Below are 21,668 nucleotides of genomic sequence, written 5' to 3' on the forward strand. Positions count from 1 at the left end.
ACATCAAAAGCCGGATCAAGAGCCCCTCACCCTAGCCCTCTCCCAGAGGGAGAGGGAACTGACCGAGTGGTTTGGCAGAGCTACGCCGACGTGAAATACCGAGTCGAACTCAGACTATGAAAAGACCACAAATCGGCTCCCTCTCCTCGGGGAGAGGGCTGGGGTGAGGGGTGAATCCACCGCAAAACCACAGCCGAACCCCCGCCCCTCACCACTCAACACAATGAGCGTTAGCTCGAGTGCAGCTCTTGATCTCAAGCGCCCGTCGGCAGGCTGAGTGGAGGGATTGATCCGGGGGTGGGAGCGCAGCGACCGTGCGGCGCAGCCGCATGCATCGAGAGGAGGTGCAGCGAAGCAAACCGGAGGCGATGCGCCCGGAACAATCCCGGAGCGAAGGAACCCGAGCCACAGCGAGGGCCGAACGTCAGGGTAAAGCCTTTTTGGTTACTTTTTCGGCGTCTGGAAAAAGTGACCCGCCGTCAGGGCGGAACCCTAAGCAGCCACAACCGCAGCAACGGATATGCCCCCACAAAATTGACTAAAAACCCCAACCCATGCTCTCCTACACACCTTGTTACGGGTGCCCTTCACAGGGTGAAACGGGAAACCGGTGAATCATGTGCTTTACTCCAAAGCCATGTCAGTCCGGTGCTGCCCCCGCAACGGTAAGCGAGCGAAGCGTCAGATCCACTGTGCGATTGGCATGGGAAGGTGACGCTTGCCGGTCGGCCAACTGCCAACCCCTCGTGAGCCCGGAGACCGGCCCGCAACACACAGTGCGCATTTTGCGTCACTGAACATAACAACCCGCGGTGGGCGGGCGCTGTTTGAACCTCTGCGTGCCCGGCTCGCAGGGGTTTGCATGCGCTCTGTCACCCCGCTGACATTCCAGAGGGACGCGCCATGTCGATCATCAGCAGCAGCGGCAGCACTGACAAGAGTTTCGCCAGCACCAACACCTTGAGCCAACGCCTGACGGCCGCGATCTTCGCGTCGATTCTCGGCGCGTGCCTGGTCTACTTCGCCGGTTTCTCGCACATCGAAGCGGTGCACAACGCCGCGCACGATACCCGCCACAGCGCCGCGTTCCCGTGCCACTGAGACCTGACGACATGATCAAGCGTATTGCGCAAACCGCAGGTTTCACCGGCCTGCTGGCCGCCCTGCTCCTCACTCTGCTGCAAAGTTTCTGGGTGTCGCCGCTGATTCTGCAGGCCGAGACTTACGAGAAGTCCGAGCCTGTGGCGGAAGTTCACGAACACGCCGCCGGCACCGCCGCGCACACCCACGATGGCGAAGCCTGGGAACCGGCAGACGGTTGGCAGCGCGTGGTTTCGACCACTGGCGGCAATCTGGTAGTAGCCGTTGGTTTCGCGCTGATGCTCGCGGGTCTGTACACCCTGCGTGCGCCGACCAAAACTTCGCAGGGCCTGCTCTGGGGTCTGGCCGGTTACGCGACTTTCGTGCTGGCGCCGACCATGGGCCTGCCACCTGAATTGCCGGGCACTGCGGCGGCGGATCTGGCTTCGCGGCAGATATGGTGGATCGGCACCGCGGCGTCCACCGCTGTCGGCCTGTCGCTGATCGCGTTCAGCCGTCCCTGGCTGATGAAGATCCTCGGCGTGGCGATCCTCGCGGTGCCGCACGTGATCGGCGCGCCGCAACCGGAAGTGCATTCGATGCTCGCGCCGGAAGCGCTGGAAGCGCAGTTCAAAATCGCCTCGCAACTGACCAACGTCGCGTTCTGGCTGGCTCTGGGCCTGATCAGTGCGTGGTTGTTCCGTCGCAAAAGCGAAGGTCAATACCAGGCATGACCGAAACCCGCGCAGCGCCGACCTTTGTCGTCGGCCTGGGCTGCCAGCGTGGCTGCCCGGCCAGTACGCTGCGCGCGTTGCTTGACCAGGCCTTGCAGGCCCATCGCATCGAACTCGACGCCGTCAAAGCCTTGGCCAGCATCGACCTGAAACGCGATGAGCCCGGCCTGCAAGAGCTGGCTGCACAACTGGCGCTACCGTTGCTGTATTTCAGCAGTGAAGAACTGGCCAGTTATCAGCAGCGCTTGAGTCACCATTCGCAAATCGCTTTTGAACGCACCGGCTGCTATGGCGTGGCGGAAAGTGCCGCTTTGGCGCTTGCCGAACAACTGATCAGCGCCCCGGCAAAACTGCTGATTTCCCGGCAAAAGTACGCGCAGGCAACACTGGCATTGGCTGGCGCGGCGTAAATTCCCGATAATCCACGCTTTCGATCATGAGCAATCTTCATCTGAAGCGCGCTTGTGCAGCGTCACCCTGCCCTTTTCACAGGATTCAACGATGACCGTCTACTTCATCGGCGCCGGCCCCGGCGACCCGGAATTGATCACCGTCAAAGGCCAGCGGCTGATCCGCAATTGCCCGGTGATCATCTATGCAGGCTCGCTGGTACCCGAGGCGGTACTGGAGGGGCATCAGGCAGAAACGGTGGTCAACAGCGCCGAGCTGCATCTGGAGCAGATCATTGATTTGATCAAAGGTGCGCATGCCAAGGGGCAGGACGTAGCGCGGGTGCATTCCGGTGATCCGAGTCTGTATGGCGCGATTGGTGAGCAAATTCGTTACTTGCGTGAGTTGTCGATCCCGTTCGAGATCGTTCCCGGTGTGACAGCTACGGCGGCTTGCGCGGCGTTATTGGGCGCTGAGCTGACCCTGCCGGATGTTTCGCAAAGCGTGATTCTGACGCGCTATGCGGACAAAACCGCGATGCCGGCCGGTGAGGAACTGGCCAGTCTGGCGCAGCATGGCGCGACCATGGCGATTCACCTGGGAGTCAATCATCTGCAGAAGATCCTGGTTGAATTGCTCCCGCATTACGGCGCTGATTGCCCGATTGCGGTGGTTCACCGGGCGACGTGGCCGGATCAGGATTGGGTGGTGGGGACCATTGAGGATATTGCCGAGAAGGTTGCAGCCAAAGGTTTTAGGCGAACGGCGTTGATTCTGGTCGGGCGCGTGTTGGGTAGCGATCACTTCAGCGAGTCCTCGCTGTATCGCGCCGGGCACGCCCATCTTTACCGGCCATAAGATCAAGAGATCGCAGCCTTCGGCAGCTCCTACAGGGAAATGCATTCCAATGTAGGAGCTGCCGAAGGCTGCGAGCTCTTAGGCTTCACGCATAAAAAAACGGTGCTCACGGGCACCGTTTTTTTTTGGTCGCAGCGAACGCCTTACTTAGTAGTAGGCGTTTTCTTTCTGCGTATGGTCTGTCACGTCACGCACACCTTTGAGCTCCGGAATGCGCTCGAGCAAGGTGCGCTCGATGCCTTCCTTCAAGGTCACGTCAGCCTGGCCGCAACCCTGGCAACCGCCACCGAACTGCAACACGGCGATGCCGTCTTCGACCACATCGATCAGGCTGACCTGACCGCCGTGACTGGCCAGCCCCGGATTGATCTCGGTTTGCAGGTAGTAGTTGATGCGCTCGTTGACCGGGCTGTCGGCGTTGACCATCGGGACTTTGGCGTTTGGCGCCTTGATGGTCAGTTGGCCGCCCATGCGGTCGGTGGCGTAATCGACAACCGCGTCGTCGAGAAACGCTTCGCTGAAGTTGTCGATGTAGGCGGTGAAGCTTTTCAGCCCCAGCGCGGTGTCTTCCGGTTTTTCTTCGCCCGGCTTGCAATAGGCAATGCAGGTTTCGGCGTACTGGGTGCCAGGCTGGGTGATGAAGACGCGGATGCCGATGCCTGGGGTGTTCTGCTTGGAAAGCAGATCGGCCAAGTAATCGTGGGCGGCGTCAGTAATGGTAATAGCGGTCATGGAAACTCCTCGCAGGCTTGGGCGGAGTTTACGCCAATCGGCGCGCGGCACAAAGTCCTAGTATTTACGTAGGAATAGTTCGCAACCGCCTAAGTCGCTGATTTGTCGTCGACTCGCGCTTTAAGCCACTGATAGCTGCGTTTTTCCACCCATTCATAGCTCAACCACGAACCGACACCAATCGCCAGCGCACACACAACGAACATCAAATATGGATTGATCGCATAACGGCTGGCGATAAATCCGCCGGCCGACAATACCAGCACATGCATCAGGTACACCGAATACGAGCAATCACCGAGTAGTTTGAGTACCCGATTGCCTTCGACGTAACGCTCCAGCGCAATACACGCCATGACCAACACCGCGCTCGGCACGCCCCAATTGAATAATCTCGGCGCTGGTGGCAGCCGATAAATCGCGATCAACGCTGCGCCAATCCCGATCAACGGCAACCACAACCCCGCGCCAATCCAGCCCCGCCGATAGAGCATGCCGATCGCGATGCCGAGCAAGAATTCATAAACGATGTCCGAGCGATAAAACTCGCTGACCCAGCCAAACCCGGTCCACGCCTGACACACCGCAAATAACAGCGCCGCCACCACCAGCAGCCGCACCTGCAAGCGAAACAACAGCGCCCAGGCAAACAGCACGTAGAAGAGCATTTCGTAATTCAGCGTCCAGCCGACATTCAGGGTCGGATAAATGCCATAGCCGCCCGGATTCTCGGTCGGGATAAATAGTAACGACGCCAGCACGTGTCTCCAGTCCACCGACTGATCCGGCAGCAACGGCCGGGCGACCACTACCAGCAGCGCCATCAGCAGTGTGTACAGCCAATACGCCGGGACGATGCGAAACAGTCGATACAACAGAAAACGCGCCGGCGGCAGCGCTTTGCCTTCAGTCGACAGAAAAATCACCAGCCCGCTGATGACAAAGAAGATATCGACGCCCACCGCGCCTTTGTCGATGAACAACTGGCCAATCGGCCCACGCGCATTGAAGTCGAAGAAAATCTGCATGAAGTGATGGCAAACCACGGTCCAGGCCGCGAGCGCACGCAGGGCTTGCACTGAAATCAACATCAATTGCCCTCCACACGCCTCCAACTCACACCGTCCGACTGTAGGAGCTGCGGCACGCTGCGATCTTTTGATCTTGCTTCTAAAAAATCAAAAGCTCGCAGCCTCGTTGCACTCGACAGCTCCTACAGGGGACTTGCGGTGTTGCTTAGAGGTGGGACAGCGGACCTCGCGCAAAAGATCAAAGATTCTCGTAGCGGTTCATGTCCAGCACACCCTCTTCCACCGGCTCGGTTTCGTGGATGTACTGACTCAAGTCGTGGAAGTAAAACCAGAATTGTGGATGACTGCGGCGAATCCCCCAGCGCTCGACGATGCGTTCGAACTGCGCTTGATCGCGGGCGCCTTCCATGGCATCGACAAACGCCGGCACCTGATTCGCCGGGACATTGAAGATGAAATTCGGATAACTGCTGAGCACGCCCGGATAAATCGTCAAAGTGTCCAGCCCCGGCTGATAACGCAGCGATTCGCCGAGCAAAAACGCCACGTTGCTGTGCGCGCGATTGCGTATCAGGCTGTAAACCACGCGCTTGCCGCTGCGGGTTTCGATGCGCAGCATGCTTGCTTCCGGCAGTTGATCGATGACCTTGAGGCCAGCGGCCGGACGCGAAGTTAGACGACTCAGCGCCTGCTCGGCGTTTTGCAGTGCCGGATCGATGTTCGGCCGCGAGCAATAGGCGTTTGCGCAACGGTTGATCGGGTCGGGCCGCGCATTCAGGTCGCCGTAACGCGCGAGCAACTGCATGGCGAAATCACGTTTCGGGTCGTTTTCGTTGAGTTTCAGCCCGGTCGGTTTGTCGTCGTCGATGGCTTCGTAATCCAGCCACATCTTGAACTGACCGCCACTTTGATACCAATCGTTGAGGTAGTCTTCGCGCGAATCGGCGGGCATTAGCCGCAGGAAATTCTGCTCGGCGCCATTGCGGATCAAGTCGAAATACAGGCGGGTTTGCGCCTGATGCGAGACATTGCCGAACACATCGAAGTTGACCGCCAACTGATAATAGGTGCGTTCCAGCAGCGGGTAATCGAACAGCCACAGGGTCTGCGGTACATCGCCGATCAGGCCTTTGGTCACCGAAGCGCTGTCGAAGTGGCGGAAGACGCTCAGCAGCGCGTTATCGTTTCCAGCCCACAACGTCGACCACCCCGGAGCTGGCAGATCAGCGTAACTGTCGCGGCGCAAGGCTTCGTATTCGTTGCGCTTGTCACGGTAGTCGCGCCACAGGCCGAGAACGCTGCCGACGTCGTCGTTCTGGCCCGGCATCGCCAGCAACGGCGTAGCCTGGCCGCGATAGTTGGGGTCAGTGATGTACAGATCATGCTCGGGCGCCTGAAACAGCGCCCAGAAGTTGTCGCGGATCACGTCGGTCGCAATCTGTCCGCGACACACCGGCCCGCGAATAAAGGTGCGCACGAAGTACTCAGCGTTATCCAGCATGAATTGATAGCGCGCCTGCGCCGGAATCGCCTCAAACGTGGCAAACGGATTGGCCCGGCCCTGCGGCCCGTAACCGGGCAAGGCGTTGACCTGCCATTTGCCGCTGTAGAACAGGCTCTTGACCCGCGCCATCTTCGCCGCGCTGAGCGGATAGGTGATGTGGGTCTTGTGCACGATCACGCCCTGCACCGGCCACAAGCGGTAGTAAACCTGCGTGCCAGGATCATCGTTCGGGCGGCGGGTGGCGATCAGGTCAATCGGCTGACCGCTCGGCGTGCGCGAGCGCACCCACTGAAAGTAATGCCCCGGCTCGCCATCCTTGAAGTAGATGTGGGCGAGATACAAGTGCTCGAACAACCAGCGTCCGACCAGACTTTCCCGCGCACCGGGGCGGTTCAGCAGATTTTCCCACTGCACGATCTGCAGTGCTTCCTGTGCGCTCGGCGCCAGGCCTTGTTCGTCGATCGGCGCCCCCGAGGCGAGCCAGCGTTGCAGGGTCTGGTATTGCTGATCGGTCAGACCGGTGACCGCCAGCGGCATGCCCTCCTTCGGATGCGCACCGGCATAACCCTCGAATTCGCCCGGCATTGCACAGGTATTGGCGCGATTGAGTCCCAGCACGATCTCTGGCGGGAGTTTGGCGTTGGGCTGCAACGGCACGCTGTGCCCAAGTTCCAACATGCGCGCCATCAGGTTTGCCTGGCTGCCTTGGGTATCGAGTACCGAATAGAAGCCCTTCTGTTGCCAGGCGCGCTTGCCGAAAGCGTCATAGAACAGTCGGGTGGTCGGCGCCGCTTGCGTGCGCTCGCCGTCGTAGACCGGCAACTTGCTCGCACCGCGCGCCACGCCTTCGCCGCTGCCCAGGTTGAGCTGGCAGGCAGAGTCGTAGCACGCATGGCAGGACACGCACTTCTCGGTGAAGATCGGTTGAATATCGCGGGTGTAGGAAATCGCAGACGAGACAGCGGGATCTTGCGCCGCAGCGCCCCAGCTCAATAACAGCAATGCAATGCTGATGATGCGGTGCGACATGTGGCGGGTCCGGTGTTGAGAAAAAAAGTTCGCGATTCTACCGTTATGACGCCCGCACCAACATGAGCGATATTCATGCAAAAAGCCTACATGCTCCAAAAGCGCACAGGTTTGTTATGATCCCGGCCCTTCGTCATGGTCTTTTTCGAGTAGTCCCAATGTCCGATCGCAGCGTCCGTCTTCAAGCTCTCAAGCAAGCTCTCAAAGAGCGCATCCTGATTCTGGACGGCGGCATGGGCACGATGATCCAGAGCTATAAGCTCGAAGAGCAGGATTATCGCGGCAAACGCTTCGCCGACTGGCCGAGCGACGTCAAGGGCAACAACGACCTGCTGGTGATCACTCGTCCGGACGTGATCGGCGGTATCGAAAAAGCCTACCTGGATGCCGGTGCCGACATCCTTGAAACCAACACCTTCAACGCCACGCGGATTTCCATGGCCGATTACGGCATGGAGGAGCTGGCCTACGAATTAAACGTAGAAGGCGCACGCCTGGCGCGCAAGGTCGCCGACGCCAAGACCGCCGAGAACCCGGACAAGCCGCGCTTCGTCGCCGGCGTGCTCGGCCCGACCAGCCGCACCTGCTCGCTGTCGCCGGACGTCAACAACCCCGGCTACCGCAACGTCACTTTTGATGAGCTGGTGGAGAACTACACCGAGGCCACCAAAGGCCTGATCGAGGGCGGCGCCGACCTGATCCTGATCGAAACCATCTTCGATACCCTCAACGCCAAAGCCGCGATCTTCGCAGTGCAAGGTGTGTTCGAGGAAGTCGGTTTCGAACTGCCGATCATGATCTCCGGGACCATCACCGACGCCTCCGGCCGTACCTTGTCGGGCCAGACCACCGAAGCATTCTGGAACTCGGTGGCGCACGCCAAGCCGATTTCCGTTGGCCTCAACTGCGCACTCGGCGCCCGTGAGCTGCGTCCGTATCTGGAAGAACTGTCGGACAAGGCCGGTACTCACGTTTCCGCGCACCCGAACGCCGGCCTGCCGAACGAATTCGGCGAGTACGACGAACTGCCGTCGGAAACCGCCAAAGTCATCGAAGAATTCGCCCAGAGCGGATTCCTCAACATCGTCGGTGGCTGCTGCGGGACCACGCCGGGCCACATCGAAGCCATCGCCAAAGCGGTGGCCGGTTACGCGCCACGGCCGATTCCGGACATTCCCAAGGCCTGCCGCCTGGCCGGTCTTGAGCCGTTCACCATCGATCGCAGCTCGCTGTTCGTCAACGTCGGTGAGCGCACCAACATCACCGGCTCGGCGAAATTCGCCCGTTTGATTCGTGAAGACAACTACACCGAAGCGCTGGAAGTCGCCCTGCAACAGGTCGAGGCCGGCGCGCTGGTGATCGACATCAACATGGACGAAGGCATGCTCGATTCGAAGAAGGCCATGGTGACCTTCCTCAATCTGATTGCCGGTGAACCGGACATCTCGCGCGTACCGATCATGATCGACTCCTCGAAATGGGAAGTGATCGAAGCCGGCCTGAAATGCATTCAGGGCAAGGGCATCGTCAACTCGATCAGCATGAAAGAAGGCGTCGAGCAGTTCATCCACCACGCCAAACTGTGCAAGCGCTACGGCGCGGCGGTCGTGGTCATGGCGTTCGACGAAGCCGGCCAGGCCGACACCGAAGCGCGCAAGAAAGAAATCTGCAAACGCTCCTACGACATTCTGGTCAACGAAGTCGGCTTTCCGCCGGAAGACATCATCTTCGACCCGAACATCTTCGCCGTGGCCACCGGCATCGAAGAACACAACAACTACGCTGTGGACTTCATCAACGCCTGCGCCTACATCCGCGATGAACTGCCGTATGCGCTGACGTCGGGCGGCGTGTCCAACGTGTCGTTCTCGTTCCGGGGCAACAACCCGGTGCGTGAGGCGATCCACTCGGTGTTCCTGCTGTACGCGATCCGCAATGGGCTGACCATGGGCATCGTCAACGCCGGTCAGCTGGAGATCTACGACCAGATCCCGGCCGAACTGCGCGACGCCGTCGAAGACGTGGTGCTCAACCGCACGCCGAACGGCACCGACGCCCTGCTCGCCATCGCCGATAAGTACAAGGGCGACGGCAGCGTCAAGGAAGCCGAGACCGAAGAATGGCGCGGCTGGGAGGTCAACAAGCGTCTGGAACATGCGCTGGTCAAGGGCATCACCACGCACATCGTTGAAGACACCGAAGAATCGCGCCAGTCATTCAGCCGCCCGATCGAGGTGATCGAAGGCCCGCTGATGTCCGGCATGAACATCGTCGGCGACCTGTTCGGCGCCGGCAAAATGTTCCTGCCGCAAGTGGTGAAATCCGCCCGCGTGATGAAGCAGGCCGTTGCGCACTTGATCCCGTTCATCGAACTGGAAAAAGGCGACAAACCGGAGGCCAAGGGCAAGATTCTCATGGCCACCGTCAAAGGTGACGTGCATGACATCGGCAAGAACATTGTCGGCGTGGTGCTGGGTTGCAACGGCTACGACATCGTTGACCTTGGCGTGATGGTCCCGGCGGAAAAGATTCTGCAGGTCGCCAAAGAACAGAAGTGCGACATCATCGGCTTGTCCGGTCTGATCACCCCGTCCCTGGATGAAATGGTGCATGTCGCTCGCGAGATGCAGCGTCAGGACTTCCACCTGCCGTTGATGATCGGCGGCGCGACCACTTCCAAAGCGCACACGGCGGTGAAGATCGAACCGAAGTACAGCAACGATGCCGTGGTTTACGTGACCGATGCCTCGCGCGCGGTGGGCGTGGCTACACAGCTGCTGTCCAAGGAACTCAAGGCCGGTTTCGTCGAGCGCACCCGTGCCGAATACGTCGAAGTGCGTGAGCGCACCGCCAACCGCAGCGCGCGCACTGAGCGCCTGAGCTATCCAGCGGCGATTGCCAAGAAGCCGCAGTTCGACTGGGCAAACTACACGCCGGTCAAACCGACCTTCACTGGCGCGCGCGTGCTGGACAATATCGATCTCAAGGTGCTGGCCGAGTACATCGACTGGACGCCGTTCTTCATCTCGTGGGATCTGGCCGGCAAGTTCCCGCGCATCCTCGAAGACGAAGTGGTCGGTGAAGCCGCCACTGCGCTGTACGCCGATGCCCAGGAAATGCTTGCCAAGCTGATCGACGAGAAACTGATTAGCGCCCGCGCAGTGTTCGGTTTCTGGCCGGCCAATCAAGTGCATGACGACGACATCGAACTGTACGGCGACGATGGCAAGCCATTGGCCAAACTGCATCACCTGCGTCAGCAGATCATCAAGACCGACGGCAAACCGAACTTCTCGCTGGCCGACTTCGTCGCGCCGAAAGACAGCGAAATCACCGACTACGTCGGCGGCTTCATCACCACCGCCGGCATCGGCGCCGAAGAAGTCGCCAAGGCTTATCAGGACGCTGGCGACGATTACAACTCGATCATGGTCAAGGCCCTGGCTGATCGTCTGGCGGAAGCATGCGCCGAATGGCTGCACCAGCAAGTGCGTAAAGAACACTGGGGTTATGCCAAGGATGAAACGCTCGACAACGACGCGTTGATCAAAGAGCAATACAGCGGCATCCGCCCTGCTCCGGGTTATCCGGCCTGCCCGGACCATACCGAGAAAGCCGCGTTGTTTGCGTTGCTCGATCCTGAAGCTGAAGAAATGCGCGCCGGTCGTAGCGGCGTGTTCCTCACCGAGCACTACGCAATGTTCCCGGCGGCGGCAGTCAGCGGCTGGTACTTCGCGCATCCGCAGGCGCAGTACTTTGCGGTGGGCAAGGTCGACAAGGATCAGGTCGCGAGCTACACATCGCGCAAAGGGCAGGAGTTGAGCGTGACTGAACGCTGGTTGGCGCCGAATCTGGGTTATGACAACTGAGTAACTGCTGACCCAATACCCTGTGGGAGCTGGCTTGCCAGCGATGGCGTCGGGTCAGCCAACATCTTGGGTGAGCAGGCTCACTCCTGCAGGGGTTTTGCAGTGTTCTTCAGAAGGTTGGCTATGCTTGTCTGACACACACGCAGACGAGGGATTTATGGACGATCCAGTCGACAACAAACCGCCGACCTTCTGGCAGATGCTGCACAGCGTGATGGCTGCGGCGTTCGGGGTGCAGAGCGGCAAGAACCGGGCAAGGGACTTCACTCACGGCAAGCCCAGCCACTTTCTGTTACTCGGGATCGGCTTCACGGCGGTGTTCGCATTGACGCTGTTCGGCATCGTCAAACTGGTGGTTCATCTGGCAGGCGTTTAGCGCATCAGGGTTTGCAGGTTGAACGGGTAGCGATAAGACGCTGGTCGGCCCTTCGCCGACAGCTTTTTAAAGTGCACGCCGTAATCCGGCGAGGCGCCCATGGCCAGCATTTGTCGCGCCTGGGTTTTGTCGATCAGTTGCAACAGTGGGATCTGCCGGTTGCGGCCGCCGTATTTGTTCAAATCGACGCCCATCTGCGCATCATGCAATTCCACCAGCGCCCAACCGCCCAAAGTGAAATGCCCGCCAACCAATACACTCAAGCGTCCGTCGACCACTGCCTGCAATGCCGCTGGCGAGGTGTTGACCGCGCTGAACAGCAGATCCTTACCCGGTACTTTGCCGATTTCAGAAAACGCGCGCATCGCGCCGAACGCCATCTCGTCGTTGGCCGACCACACCAGTGACGCTTTCGGATACCGCACGCGCAGCAACTTCGCCTGTTCATAGGCGCGGTCCTGAATCCAGCCGCTGTAAACCAGTTGGCGCAAACGCACTTGCGGATGCTCGGCGAGTGCGCGCTGCATGCCTTTTTCGCGCAGTTGCGCCGACGGGGTGATTTTCAGGCCGGAAAAGGCCAGCAGATCGATGCGCTCACCGGGCGCTACCGGCGGATGCAGACGGATCAACTCCTTCATCATCAGGTAACCGCCCTCCTCGTCGTTGGGCAGCAAACTGCCGATGAGGTCTGCACGCTCGCCAACCAGCGCTTGCTGATTGGCAGTGAGTGCTGCATTGACCATAAACAGCTTCACGCCGCTGTCGGTGGCCATGCGCAGGATCTGCGGCGCCACGTATTGCTCATTGACGAACACCAGAAAATCCGGGCGCTTCGGGCCTTGCAGCGCCAGGCGCGCCTGGGCCAGGGTCAGTTCGGGTTGGCGTTGCGAATAGAGGATTTGCAGATCAATCCCCAGATCCCGGGCGGCAGACTGCATGAATTGCGAATAACTGACCCAGAAGGCTTCCTGAGTTGAACCCGGATTGAGGAACAGCACCGACTCCGCCCGCGCGCAGGTTGCGAAAACCGCGCCGAACATCAGCAGACTGAGGTGCAAGATTTTGAACATGAATCATCCGGGCCCAAGGAAAAATGGCCGCGCAGTATAGCCCTCGAGAACCCGGCCATTCACGCTTGTTCCCGCTTTTTGTCCGACAATCTTCGGAGGCGGGCCCGGACGGGTCGTTTTACTGGTGACTGACCCAGAATACGGCGGTTCCCACCACCAGAATGATCAGGAACAAAATCGCCCAGGCATCAACGCTGCTATCGCTTTTCCTTGCTTTGGTGGGATTGCTCATTGCATCGCCTCTTATCGGTTTTATCGGTGATTGCAGTAACACTCGAGCACAGTTAAGACGATGATTGTCCGCACTACAAATGTGGATTAGTTAATAACTGTTCTCGTTAGGCGATTTGGTTCTTTCCATATACTCAAACATCACTTTTGCGCATAACTGCAAACGGGTATATTGCCCCGGCTCCGTTGGGAGTGCGCGGCCGTGCGCGCAGAATTGCAGAGGCACTTTCGGACTCCGGCAAAACGAAAACGCAGCGCCCTTCCGAGTGACCCAAGCCTGAGAACAGGACTTATATGTACGTATACGACGAGTACGATCAGCGGATCATCGAGGACCGCGTCAAGCAGTTCCGTGATCAGACCCGACGCTATCTGGCAGGCGAGCTGAGCGAAGAAGAATTCCGCCCCCTGCGCCTGCAGAATGGCCTGTACATTCAACGTTTCGCGCCGATGTTGCGCGTCGCTGTGCCTTACGGCCAACTGACCTCGCGTCAGTTGCGCATGATGGCCAGAATTGCCCGCGACTACGACAAGGGCTACGCGCACATCAGTACCCGCCAGAACGTGCAGTTCAACTGGCCGGCGCTGGAAGACATCCCGGACATCCTTGCCGAACTGGCCACCGTGCAGATGCACGCGATCCAGACCAGCGGTAACTGCCTGCGCAATGTCACCACCGACCAGTTCGCCGGTGTCGCGTTCGATGAAGTCATCGACCCGCGTCCATGGTGCGAGATCGTCCGTCAGTGGACCACGTTCCACCCGGAATTCGCCTACCTGCCACGTAAATTCAAGATCGCCGTCAACGGTTCGACCTCCGACCGCGCAGCCATCGAAGTCCACGACATCGGCCTCGAACCGGTGCACAACGCCGCTGGCGAACTGGGCTTCCGTGTACTGGTCGGTGGCGGCCTCGGTCGTACCCCGGTAATCGGCGCGTTCATCAACGAATTCCTGCCGTGGCAAGATCTGTTGAGCTACCTCGACGCCATCCTGCGTGTGTACAACCGCTATGGCCGTCGCGACAACAAATACAAGGCGCGGATCAAGATCCTCGTCAAGGCGCTGACGCCTGAAGTGTTCGCACAGAAAGTCGATGCCGAAATGCAACACCTGCGCGGCGGCCAGACCACCCTGACCGAAGCCGAAGTACATCGCGTCGCCAAGCACTTCGTCGATCCGGATTACAAGGCGCTGAGCAATCAAGACGCCGAGCTGGCGGCACTCGACAAAGAGCATCCAGGTTTCGCCCGCTGGCGCGCACGCAACACCCTGGCGCACAAGAAGCCGGGTTACGTTGCCGTAACCTTGTCGCTGAAGCCGACCGGCGTAGCGCCGGGCGACATCACTGACAAGCAGCTCGACGCCGTGGCCGATCTGGCCGACCGTTACAGCTTCGGTCAAATGCGCACTTCGCATGAACAGAACATCATTCTTGCCGACGTCGAGCAGAGCCAGTTGTTCACCCTGTGGGGCGAGCTGCGTGAAGGTGGGTTCGCCACGCCGAACATCGGCCTGCTGACCGATATCATCTGCTGCCCTGGCGGTGATTTCTGCTCGCTGGCCAACGCCAAGTCGATCCCGATTGCCGAATCGATCCAGCGCCGTTTCGACGACCTGGATTACCTGTTCGACATCGGTGAACTCGACCTGAACATCTCCGGTTGCATGAACGCCTGCGGTCACCACCACGTCGGCCACATCGGCATCCTCGGGGTGGACAAGAAAGGTGAAGAGTTCTATCAGGTATCGCTCGGCGGCAGCGCCAGCCGTGACGCGAGCCTGGGCAAGATCCTCGGCCCGTCTTTCGCTCAGGACGCCATGCCTGACGTGATCTCGAAGCTGATCGATGTCTACGTTGAGCAACGTACCGAAGACGAGCGCTTCATCGACACCTACCAGCGTATTGGCATCGACCTCTTCAAGGAACGCGTCTATGCAGCGAATCATTAAGAACAACGAAGTCGTCGACGAAACCTGGCACTTGCTGCCCAAGGATTTCAACATCGACGAGATCAGCAACTGCGACGACCTGATCGTGCCATTGCAGCTGTGGCGTGAACACAGCCGTATGCTCAAGGCCCGCGATGGCGGTTTGGGCGTGTGGCTGGACGCCGACGAAGAAGCCGAAGAAATCGGTGAAGACGCCAACGAGTTTCAGGTTATTGCCCTGAACTTTCCGGCGTTCACCGACGGCCGTAACTACTCCAACGCCCGTCTGCTGCGTGACCGTTATGGTTTCAAAGGCGAACTGCGGGCGATTGGTGATGTGTTGCGTGACCAGTTGTTTTACCTGCGCCGCTGCGGTTTCGATGCCTTCGCCTTGCGCGCGGACAAAGACCCGTATGACGCCCTTGAGAGCCTCAAGGATTTTTCGGTGACCTATCAGGCCGCCACTGACGAACCGCTGCCGCTGTTCCGTCGCCGTTGATCGAACGCCCCGGGCCCGTATCGACGGACTCGGGGCGTAGACTCACCCTTCTCTTACTTCCAATCGGTTAGGCCTCGGTGTGACTGGCAAGGTCAGCTCCGGATGGCGGGTCAACGCCGCGATGGTCAACTGCTTGCGCAGCTCCTGGCTCTCATTCCTGAAGTTGTCGAAAATCGTCGTCATTTGCTGCGTAGCGGATTCGCGCGGCAGCTCGACCTGAGCGTCCAGCCGCGCGAAAGACTGGGCGCTGCGATCGAGGATTTCGGCAAATGCTTCACGGCGTGTTGTAAACAGGTATTCGGCCCAGAATTCCTGCCGACTGATCGAATCGTTCAGTTGCGAAGTCTGCTCGGCCTTGACCACTTCCAGATAGGCGTTGTCGATCTGCGCGTCGGAGACCTCGGCATCCAGCTGTACATTCAGCTCGTGGGGTTGCGCCGGCAGTTGCAGTCGCTGCGCCAGCCTGACGCGGTAGATCAGACTGATATCCAGTGCCTGGTGAAAGCTCAGCGATTCTGTCCGCGCGCGCCGCGCCGTTTCCAGCAAGACCTGTTTATCCACCTGTTGCAATCGGAACAGCCCGCGCAGCAGGCGGATCAGATCGCCTTCCAGCGACTGCGTTCCGGTGCGGGCAGCCGCCATTGCCCGAGCGCACAGCACTCTGACCTCCAGATCGCTGAACAGCGCGGGCGCATTGACGGCACTGACCCGGCCAATCCTGGCCATGCGAAACAGCGCGCGGCGCAGGCTGTCGTCGTCACAAGCCGCCTCCAGAACGTTCCAGACCCTTTCGGCCAGTTGTGTACGGGTTCGTGTGTAATCGGCAGTGCCCCGCAATTGCATCAATACTTCAAAAAATGCCCTTGAGTCCGGATCGTCCGACAACGATGTCAATACTTCCTGTGCCCGGGCGAGCCGCACGGTGGGCAAGCCACTGACCCAACCGGTACCTGTTCGGTCGGCAGCCATTCGCGCGGTGGCGAGGTATTCGGTGGTGATGACGCCCAGGCTGATGCCCTGCGCTTGCTGATAAGCCGCGATTGCTCGCAGGCCGGCCTCGGACAAAGGATTGCCATCGATACTGGTGCCGCGATTGAGCACCGTGCGGGACTTGAACACGGAATCGGGTATTTCCACGATCTTGTTGTTGCGCAGATCCAGGGTTTCCAGATGGCTAAGCCCGGCAAGGTCCGCGGGCCACTCGGTGATACCGGTTTCGCGCAAATCGAGATGGCGCAAATTGCTCATTGCGGCGACAGCCGGGGCGTGCCCCAACGTCGTATTCAAACTGAGGTTGAGCATATGCAAATGCGTCTTGGCGCCGAGTTCTTGCATGGATCGCTCGATCAGGCGGATCCGGTTGTTGCTCAGATCCAGCCCCGTCAAGCCAGGCATGTCTGCAATGGCCTGGGGAATGCGTGTCAGCCCGTTGCCTGACAGATTCAACACGCGCAGACGAGTGAAATTGCGCAGAAAGGTATTCAATCCGGCGCTGGCGCCAATTCCGCTCAACTGCAGTACGTCAACGTGAGCGAAATCGGCAATCAGTACCGGCAGATCCCCCAAGGGCAGCGTATCAAGAGCCAAAGTGTATGAAAGGTGATCCGAATGCGCCGAACTGCGGGTCTCCTTGCGCCACGCGCTCAATATCGTTCGCGCCGCACGGGCCTTGCTGTGGAGCGGCACCTTGAGTCGATTCCCATCGTCCTCGTGGTACCAGGTATCGCGATGCACCCAGCGCTCGAGGGTTTCGACCAGTGTCCGGTATTCCTGGCGCATGCGCTCAAGTGTCCTGATAGCCAGTACTTCGTCAGTGCCCAGCGTCGAGACAAAGCGTTCGATTTGCGCAGTGGAATGAGCCGGATAAAGCTCCCGGGCGCGCCGTATCAGCGCCGGCGATTTTAGCGGCGCAGCATTGGCCTGCAGCGTTCCGAGCACAATCGGGCGTTCGACCTGACGATCCGCCAGGCCCATCGGCGAGCGGTAGTCCGCGCGCGCGGCCGACACGCCCAGCACCTTGGCAAATGCATCGCGTCGCTGTAACGCCAGCGCCGTGATTTTCTGGCGCAGCCCCGCGCCATCGGAGTCCGCATCAACGCCGATGGCTTTGCGAGCATGCTTGGGAAGGCTTTGCCATAGCGCCTGGAAAAAGTTAGCACGCGTGCGCGCCGGCTGACTCGATACAACGGTGTTCTGCGTGTCCAGTCCCTGATAACGCTCGGCGTACGCTTCGATGAGTACCTGATATGCGGCGTCGCTCAGCCCGACAGTGGCGCGCTGATCGGCGTACACCCCCCAATCCAGAATCTCGATATGTACATCCCCGGGCCACCCCGGCAAATGCGTCAACGTGTCGAGCACCAGCATGTCTGGATCGCGACCGCTGGCGGCGTCCAGATACAGTCCTTCGTATGCGCGATTGAGCCGCTGGATCTGTTGATAGCGTCGCGACTCTTCAGCCAGGCGCAGCGGGACTTTGTCAGACTCCAGTTGCTCCCACTCACGCACATCGGCATGTTGTACCAGCTCGTCGGCTACACTGGCGGACAGCCCCGGAAACGCTTTGATGATCGGCTCGCTGCGAAACAATGCTGACACGTCGACTCGCCGGTACAGGCGCTCCATCAACGCCATGCGCATGCGCGGTGCCAACCCGGCGATGTGCTTGCCCATCAGCGTGGTCTGGTTTTTCAGCTCCACGGTGGCCGCGCCCAGCAAGCGCGTGCGCTCCGCTTCGTTGAGCGCAGTCAACAGCGCTGGGTAGAACTGGCCTTTGCGCAACGTATCCTGTTTGATTTCCACTCGCCGATGAGCTTTGCCCTCGCCATAGCGCGCGACCTCTTCACCCCCGATGTCAGTCACAATGATCACCAAGTCCGCAGGCCAGCGCCCTGCTCCCGTCAGCAGATACAACTGCAAGTCGGCATCGGCCAGTGGCGCGGACAATGGCGTGACCATTTGCTCCATGAAGGCTGACACGTCAGCGTCGGCACGGAAGCGTCTGACTGAATCGGTCAATATCGCCATCGGTTTGCCGCGGTCGACGAACTGTTGCCGCATGGCCGTCTCGTCGATGCCGCTGGACGCGATGATCTGCAAAGCCCGCGTGTCCGAAACCATGTCTTCGCGGTAACCCAGGCGGCGGAACAGCGCAAGCGCACTCCAATTGTGTGGCAGTTCGGAGTCGTGACGCCAGGCGCCTGCACCGTTGGTCTCAAGTTGCGGGGCATAACGCTCTTGTGACTGCGGATTGCGCACCTCCCATAATCCGCTACCGTCGATTTCACGCACGGCATACGCGTCCTGGCCCAACGGCAGATAGCGCTTGTCGCCACGCCAGACCAGTCCCTGATCGTTAGCGGCCAGACCGCTCGGCAATGCTTCCCGCAAGCGATATGGCGCCATATCCGGATTCCACAATCGGTGCGAGTGCGCATCAAACGGCACACGTCTGAGTCCCTGTACGAAGTTCGACGAACGCACGATCTTGTAAGCCTTGCCCGCAGCAACACTGCCGGCGGCAAAGCCTGCCATCAGGATCAGATTCTCAAGGGTGTCGAACAGGCAATCGGTTGCATGCTCCTGATCGCCATGGGCCCAACTATTGATGCCTTCGAACACCTTGCCGAGCAACTGCAGCCCGGCAACCGCACACATGACCAGCCCGAGCACAGGCAGGAAGGACGCAAAGAACAACACCGTGTTCAGTCCAATGGTTTTGTATGTTTCCAGCCTGGCCAGGCGGGTTTTTTCGTCTTCGTCGTCAGTCGGCACGACCAGCAGTCGACTGTCGGCAATCACCTGCGCTGCACGCTGCTGGAAGATCGCCAGAAACAGGTCGAGTCTGGCGTCACCTTCGAGATCGACGCCTGTCAGCGGCACGTAGTTTGATGTAACAGGAAAGGGACTTGCGCTGTTATTCAACAGACGTAGCTCCAACCCCGCAAGGAAGCTTGAGCGATCCTGCAGATTGATGAAACCCATGAAAAAACTGCGGAAAGTGAAGTTTCGCAAGCGCCGGCTCAACTCGAGTTCGAACCTCACGAACGACGGGTATTCCTTCAATGGGTGCTCCGGATCATCCGGCACATACACGACGCAACGATAATCCTCGTCGGCGTGTTCGCTCACCGGACCGATGAACATAGGGCCTCTGAGTTTCACCCCCAATAACTCGAGACTTTGGTATCCGAGAGTATTATTGCCAAGCGTGATCGAAGACGCTTTGTCCTTTACCGACTCAAGCATCTGATAAACATCGGCAGTAATATGTCCGCGCATATAGGCGATATGCCGATCGACTTCAAACTGGCCCATGCAACTGGCGACAGACACTTCCTGCAAACTTGCCACTTGAGTGTCACTGCCAAAAAATTTTTGCACGTGGTTTTGATACTGCTTGCCCAGATCGAGATACCGGCAGAGCCTGGCGAACTCATGGGGTAGCATCGACAAAACCTGATTGGATCGCCCGGTCACGCGCTCAGGAATATAAAGCAAGGAGCTCTCATGATAGTTGCCGGACAAGGTTTCCGCCAGCTCGAAGTTTTCGCAGGCTGCCGTCAACAGATCACGATCAATTGGCAGCACCAGCTTTTTGCGCAGCCCCAGCAGGCTCGAAGTAGAGCGCACATGCTGAAAAATCGCCCCCTCGACCTCGAACGGTGCCCCCAGCTTGTCAGCCATGGCCTTGACCAGCAGGGGCTTGCAAAAGCTTTCCGGAGATTTCAGCTTGTTGAATTCTTCAAGCGCGGCGTGGCGGGATTTGTAACTGGACTTAAGGCTCTCATACAGACTTTCGCGAACGGCGTCCGATGATTCAACCACCCAAGCAGGAATCTGTTTTTTAAACAATTCAAAAAAAACGCCCTGCTGTGCAGGCGTCATCTCTGACAGTTTCGACTTACTGTTTTTAACGTCCATGTTCAACAACCTTGTTCTGAAAGGAACATTCAGAATAAAGTTGAAACAGCATTCAATACATCGCCATTAGTTGATAGGTTTGCAGCAAACCCAGCAACAATGCGAATCTTTAATATATGTATATACCGCACAGCTCGCCGGGCAATATGAATTACGCTCGAATGGCTGTAACCACCCGAGCGTATTCAGCGATTACCAGAAGCGTTGTTGAGTCAGACGACTCCACCAGCTCAGTAGAACGCGATCCACCGAACCGCTGGCGGCCATGCCGATGCGTTCTTGCAGACTTTTGCGCTCGGCATAGTGCAGGTGATAGACCTCGGAGTGTCTGGCGCGATCAGCCAGGTATTCATCACTGGTCTTGAGTTCATCGACCAGTTGGTTTTCCAGCGCGGCGATGCCCAGCCAGATTTCGCCAGTCGCCACTTCATCGATGGCCAATTGCGGGCGATAGCGCGCGACGAAGTTCTTGAACAGCCGATGGGTGATGTCCAGATCTTCCTGGAACTTCTCACGGCCCTTCTCGGTATTTTCGCCAAACACGGTCAGGGTGCGTTTGTATTCACCGGCGGTCAGCACTTCGAAATCGATGTCGTGCTTTTTCAACAGGCGGTTGATGTTGGGTAGCTGCGCGACCACACCGATCGACCCGAGAATGGCAAACGGCGCGCTGATGATCTTGTCGCCGATGCACGCCATCATGTAGCCACCGCTGGCCGCGACCTTGTCGATGCAGACTGTGAGCGGGACACCGGCATCGCGGATGCGCGCCAGTTGCGATGAGGCCAGGCCATAGCTGTGGACCATGCCGCCGCCGCTTTCCAGACGCAGTACCACTTCGTCTTTTGGTGTCGCGAGGGTCAACAGCGCGGTAATTTCGTGGCGCAGGCTTTCGGTAGCCGAAGCCTTGATATCGCCGTCGAAATCCAGCACGAATACCCGCGGCTTGGCCTCGGGCTTCTTTTTCTGCTTCTTCTCGGATTTGGCCTGGCCCTTGCGCAACGCCTTGAGTTGGTCTTTGTCGAGCAAGGTCTGCTCCAGACGCTCACGCAGGCCTTTATAGAAATCATTGAGCTTGCTGACCTGCAACTGGCCGGCCGCTTTGCGCCGCCCCTTGCTGCGCAATGCGGCAAAACTGGCGAGCACTATCAGAATCGCGACCACCAGCGTGACGGTCTTGGCCAGAAAACTGGCGTATTCAACAAAAAAATCCACAGGGACTCCTTCAAGCAATGCGCCGCTTTCAAACGCGCGCGGGAATTAGTTCCAGCATACCCATGCACCGGCCCATCGGCCAGCCGTGAAACCTCTCGCAACAAGGCTGCAAGCGGCCATTCAAACAAGCGTATGTTTTTTCATTGACAGCTCACCCTCATCCTCATAACCTCGCCAAACCTTCAACGTACCGGG

At 58.9% G+C, this 21,668-nt stretch carries 14 protein-coding genes and 1 riboswitch; of the genes, 8 read left to right on the top strand and 6 right to left on the bottom strand.

The genetic code is table 11. The features are described 5' to 3' along the window. Window positions 1-561: 561 nt before the first annotated feature. A riboswitch (cobalamin riboswitch) is annotated at window positions 562-783 on the top strand. A 120-nt stretch (window positions 784-903) separates the two neighbouring features. From ACOI8A_RS00925 to cobM, 4 genes are all read left to right on the top strand, one after another. Next, window positions 904-1,101: a CbtB domain-containing protein gene (locus ACOI8A_RS00925; RefSeq protein ID WP_420649148.1), complete on the top strand. Its 198-nt coding sequence runs from the start codon at window positions 904-906 to the stop codon at window positions 1,099-1,101. An 11-nt stretch (window positions 1,102-1,112) separates the two neighbouring features. Beyond that, window positions 1,113-1,814: a CbtA family protein gene (locus ACOI8A_RS00930; protein ID WP_420649149.1), complete on the top strand. Its 702-nt coding sequence runs from the start codon at window positions 1,113-1,115 to the stop codon at window positions 1,812-1,814. Continuing rightward, a complete protein-coding gene (locus ACOI8A_RS00935; RefSeq protein ID WP_420649150.1) occupies window positions 1,811-2,224 on the top strand; it encodes a cobalamin biosynthesis protein in 414 nt (137 codons plus the stop codon). The genes ACOI8A_RS00930 and ACOI8A_RS00935 overlap by 4 nt, the downstream gene beginning before the upstream one ends. A 91-nt stretch (window positions 2,225-2,315) precedes the next feature. Then, window positions 2,316-3,062 (top strand): precorrin-4 C(11)-methyltransferase, encoded by a 747-nt coding sequence (gene cobM, locus ACOI8A_RS00940; protein WP_420649151.1) that lies wholly within the window; start codon window positions 2,316-2,318, stop codon window positions 3,060-3,062. A 147-nt stretch (window positions 3,063-3,209) separates the two neighbouring features. Here cobM and nfuA read toward each other — a convergent pair whose 3' ends face one another. The 3 genes from nfuA to ACOI8A_RS00955 all read right to left on the bottom strand — a co-directional run bounded on the left by nfuA (window position 3,210) and on the right by ACOI8A_RS00955 (window position 7,358). Continuing rightward, on the bottom strand, window positions 3,210-3,794 hold the full coding sequence (gene nfuA / locus ACOI8A_RS00945; protein ID WP_420649152.1) for a Fe-S biogenesis protein NfuA: 585 nt from the start codon (window positions 3,792-3,794) through the stop codon (window positions 3,210-3,212). An 89-nt stretch (window positions 3,795-3,883) separates the two neighbouring features. Continuing rightward, window positions 3,884-4,885: an acyltransferase family protein gene (locus tag ACOI8A_RS00950; RefSeq protein WP_420649153.1), complete on the bottom strand. Its 1,002-nt coding sequence runs from the start codon at window positions 4,883-4,885 to the stop codon at window positions 3,884-3,886. Window positions 4,886-5,063: 178 nt separating this feature from the next. Beyond that, the gene (locus ACOI8A_RS00955; RefSeq protein WP_420649154.1) at window positions 5,064-7,358 is read right to left on the bottom strand and encodes a fatty acid cis/trans isomerase; all 2,295 of its coding nucleotides are present in this window, start codon (window positions 7,356-7,358) and stop codon (window positions 5,064-5,066) included. A gap of 158 nt (window positions 7,359-7,516) precedes the next feature. Between ACOI8A_RS00955 and metH the strand changes: the two genes are divergently transcribed. Next, the gene (gene metH / locus ACOI8A_RS00960; RefSeq protein ID WP_420651240.1) at window positions 7,517-11,227 is read left to right on the top strand and encodes a methionine synthase; all 3,711 of its coding nucleotides are present in this window, start codon (window positions 7,517-7,519) and stop codon (window positions 11,225-11,227) included. Window positions 11,228-11,384: 157 nt separating this feature from the next. Then, a complete protein-coding gene (locus tag ACOI8A_RS00965) occupies window positions 11,385-11,603 on the top strand; it encodes a DUF2970 domain-containing protein (RefSeq protein WP_420649156.1) in 219 nt (72 codons plus the stop codon). On the opposite strand, the gene ACOI8A_RS00970 is transcribed toward ACOI8A_RS00965, so the two are convergent. Further along, window positions 11,600-12,673 carry an ABC transporter substrate-binding protein gene (locus ACOI8A_RS00970; protein ID WP_420649157.1) on the bottom strand — a complete coding sequence of 358 codons (1,074 nt, stop codon included), beginning with the start codon at window positions 12,671-12,673 and terminating at the stop codon, window positions 11,600-11,602. The genes ACOI8A_RS00965 and ACOI8A_RS00970 overlap by 4 nt on opposite strands. A gap of 525 nt (window positions 12,674-13,198) precedes the next feature. Here ACOI8A_RS00970 and ACOI8A_RS00975 point away from each other — a divergent pair. Further along, on the top strand, window positions 13,199-14,857 hold the full coding sequence (locus ACOI8A_RS00975; RefSeq protein ID WP_420649158.1) for a nitrite/sulfite reductase: 1,659 nt from the start codon (window positions 13,199-13,201) through the stop codon (window positions 14,855-14,857). After that, entirely contained in the window at window positions 14,841-15,335 is a 495-nt protein-coding gene (locus ACOI8A_RS00980; protein WP_420649159.1) for a DUF934 domain-containing protein, read from the top strand. Before ACOI8A_RS00975 ends, ACOI8A_RS00980 begins: the two co-directional genes overlap by 17 nt. A gap of 42 nt (window positions 15,336-15,377) precedes the next feature. Here ACOI8A_RS00980 and ACOI8A_RS00985 read toward each other — a convergent pair whose 3' ends face one another. Together ACOI8A_RS00985 and sohB are read right to left on the bottom strand one after the other, a co-directional pair. Then, on the bottom strand, window positions 15,378-20,162 hold the full coding sequence (locus tag ACOI8A_RS00985) for a dermonecrotic toxin domain-containing protein (protein WP_420657624.1): 4,785 nt from the start codon (window positions 20,160-20,162) through the stop codon (window positions 15,378-15,380). A 288-nt stretch (window positions 20,163-20,450) separates the two neighbouring features. Further along, the gene (gene sohB / locus ACOI8A_RS00990) at window positions 20,451-21,473 is read right to left on the bottom strand and encodes a protease SohB (protein ID WP_420649161.1); all 1,023 of its coding nucleotides are present in this window, start codon (window positions 21,471-21,473) and stop codon (window positions 20,451-20,453) included. Window positions 21,474-21,668 lie beyond the last annotated feature (195 nt).

The organism is Pseudomonas sp. P4795 (assembly GCF_048822895.1).
GTDB lineage: Bacteria > Pseudomonadota > Gammaproteobacteria > Pseudomonadales > Pseudomonadaceae > Aquipseudomonas.

Coding starts and splice junctions, on each gene's coding strand:
- ACOI8A_RS00965 (WP_420649156.1), top strand. CDS start 11,385: ATGGACGATCCAGTCGACAACAAACCGCCGACCTTCTGGCAGATGCTG.
- cobM (WP_420649151.1), top strand. CDS start 2,316: ATGACCGTCTACTTCATCGGCGCCGGCCCCGGCGACCCGGAATTGATC.
- ACOI8A_RS00975 (WP_420649158.1), top strand. CDS start 13,199: ATGTACGTATACGACGAGTACGATCAGCGGATCATCGAGGACCGCGTC.
- ACOI8A_RS00980 (WP_420649159.1), top strand. CDS start 14,841: ATGCAGCGAATCATTAAGAACAACGAAGTCGTCGACGAAACCTGGCAC.
- ACOI8A_RS00950 (WP_420649153.1), bottom strand. CDS start 4,885: ATGTTGATTTCAGTGCAAGCCCTGCGTGCGCTCGCGGCCTGGACCGTG.
- nfuA (WP_420649152.1), bottom strand. CDS start 3,794: ATGACCGCTATTACCATTACTGACGCCGCCCACGATTACTTGGCCGAT.
- ACOI8A_RS00925 (WP_420649148.1), top strand. CDS start 904: ATGTCGATCATCAGCAGCAGCGGCAGCACTGACAAGAGTTTCGCCAGC.
- ACOI8A_RS00955 (WP_420649154.1), bottom strand. CDS start 7,358: ATGTCGCACCGCATCATCAGCATTGCATTGCTGTTATTGAGCTGGGGC.
- ACOI8A_RS00935 (WP_420649150.1), top strand. CDS start 1,811: ATGACCGAAACCCGCGCAGCGCCGACCTTTGTCGTCGGCCTGGGCTGC.
- ACOI8A_RS00930 (WP_420649149.1), top strand. CDS start 1,113: ATGATCAAGCGTATTGCGCAAACCGCAGGTTTCACCGGCCTGCTGGCC.
- metH (WP_420651240.1), top strand. CDS start 7,517: ATGTCCGATCGCAGCGTCCGTCTTCAAGCTCTCAAGCAAGCTCTCAAA.
- ACOI8A_RS00970 (WP_420649157.1), bottom strand. CDS start 12,673: ATGTTCAAAATCTTGCACCTCAGTCTGCTGATGTTCGGCGCGGTTTTC.